The organism is Hymenobacter agri, assembly GCF_054778495.1.
Genome location: NZ_BAAGZM010000735.1, coordinates 1 through 1,835 on the forward strand (window position 1 = coordinate 1; position 1,835 = coordinate 1,835).

Consider the following 1,835-nt stretch of genomic DNA (forward strand, 5'->3'; position numbering starts at 1 on the left):
GCGCCAGCACCACGGCGGCCGAGCCCATGGCGTGCCCGCTGGGAAAGCTGTAGGAGGTTTCGGGCGCCAGCGACACCCAGAACGCCGGTCGGGGCCGCCCCAGAATGGCCTTGGCCAGCAGGTTGAGGGCCGCGGCTCCGCCCACGGCCAGGCCGAAGAACCACGCCTCGCGGGGCCGCCGACGCCACGCCAGCACGCCGGTAAAAAGCACGGCCGCTACCACCATGGGCACGGGCCCGCCGATGGCTGAGAAGAACAAGCTTAGCGAGTCGAGCGCGGAACGGTCGTGGGCGTGCGCCCAGCGCAGGAGCTGCAGGTCGCCGTAGAAGCCTTCGCCTTCCTCGATTTCGGAGCTGGCTTTCAGGAACACTGCCCAGGGCAGTATTACGCCCAGCAGCAGCAGTTTCAGCAGGCGCCGCCGATGGGCCAGCAGCAGGGCAACGAGTTGGGCGAAGTACGTGGACATGGGGCTTAGTTGTCGCTGCCGCCCTCGTCGTCGGCGCTTTTGCGCCGGGCGCGGCTCTCCGATGTCTGGCCGAAGCGGTAGGTGAAGCCCAGGTAGGCAATGCGCGACTCCCGCTTGAAGCGCGTGACGGTGGCGAAACCCGCCCCGCTGTCGTTCGAATCGAAGCGCAGGGTGTTGAAAAGGTCGGCCACGCGCAGCGTGAAGGTTCCGTGCTCGCCCAGCACGTTGTAGCGGGCGGCCAGGTCGATGTTGAAAGCCTCGCCCCGCGTGCCCTGGGCCGAGTTGATGGGCGAGCGGTAGTTAACGGCCAGTTGCGCATCGACGCGCTTGCTGATGGGGAACGTGTTGTTCAGCCGGCCTGTGAAGGCCAGGCTGGTCGTGTTCACGGCCGTGCCGCTGGTGCTGCCCCGGATGATGCGCCGGAACGCCGAGGCCGTGCCGTTCACCTTCCAGAACGCGGCCAGGGGCGTGGCGCCCACCACCTCCAGGCCGTAGGAGGTTTCGTCGCCCACGTTCAGGCGGGTGGTCAGCGTGACGAGGTTGCCGGTGAGTGGGTCGGTAATGACCTGGCGGAAGGGCTTGAGCGTTTCGGTTTCGAGGCGGTAGAAGGCGGTGGTGCCCAGGCTGCGCCCGCCGGCTCCGTCCAGCTGGTGGCCCAGCTCGAAGGAATTGACAAACTCGGGCCGCAGTTGCGGGTTGCCGGAGGTCAGGTTCAGCTGGTCGGTGCGGTCGAGGAAGGGGTTCACGTCGCCAGCGTCGGGCCGGCCCACGCGGCGCGAGTAGCTGAGCTGCACGCGGTGCTCGTGGGGCAGGTCGAGGGCCAGCACAGCGGTTGGAAACAAGCTCAGGTAGCGCTGGGTGAACTGCTCACCCGTGGTGCGTTGGTCGCCGGTGATGGTGGTGTGCTCGGCGCGCAGCCCGGCCTGGTAGCTGAGCTGGCCGCGGGCCCCGGCGTAGAGCCCGTAGGCGGCCTGCACGTACTGGCCGTACACGAAGCGGTTGCTGGGGTCGAAGGCCAGGGCCGGCGCGCTGGCCAGTTGGTAGTCAATATCGTAGCGGCGCAGGCTGCTGCGGGCGCCCGTCTCGAAGCGGCTTTTTTCACCCAGCGGCCGCACGTAGTCGACTTGGGCCGTGGCCTGCGCGGTGCGGTTGACGGTTTGCTGGTGCTGGGTGCGCTGGCTATTGTCGAGGTACACCAGGCGGGAATCCACCGCGTTGTCGTTCAACAGGGGCGTGTACACGGCGCTGGCAGTCAACTCCCGGCCCTTGTGCTCGGCCCACTCGCGGCGGTAGTCCAGGGTGAGGTCGGCGGCTCGGAAGGTGCCCGTGCTGGCGTTGGCGCGGGTACTGCTGCCGGCCCGCACGGGCC

At 68.4% G+C, this 1,835-nt stretch carries 2 protein-coding genes; both read right to left on the reverse strand.

Going from position 1 to position 1,835, the window contains the following annotated elements; all coding sequences use genetic code 11:
• Positions 1-466 (reverse strand): phosphatase PAP2 family protein (locus ACYVDE_RS21545; RefSeq protein WP_460503595.1); only part of this gene is annotated, 466 nt, incomplete at its 3' end.
• Positions 467-471: 5 nt separating this feature from the next.
• On the reverse strand, positions 472-1,835 hold a 1,364-nt coding region (locus tag ACYVDE_RS21550; RefSeq protein ID WP_460503596.1), incomplete at its 5' end, for an outer membrane beta-barrel family protein.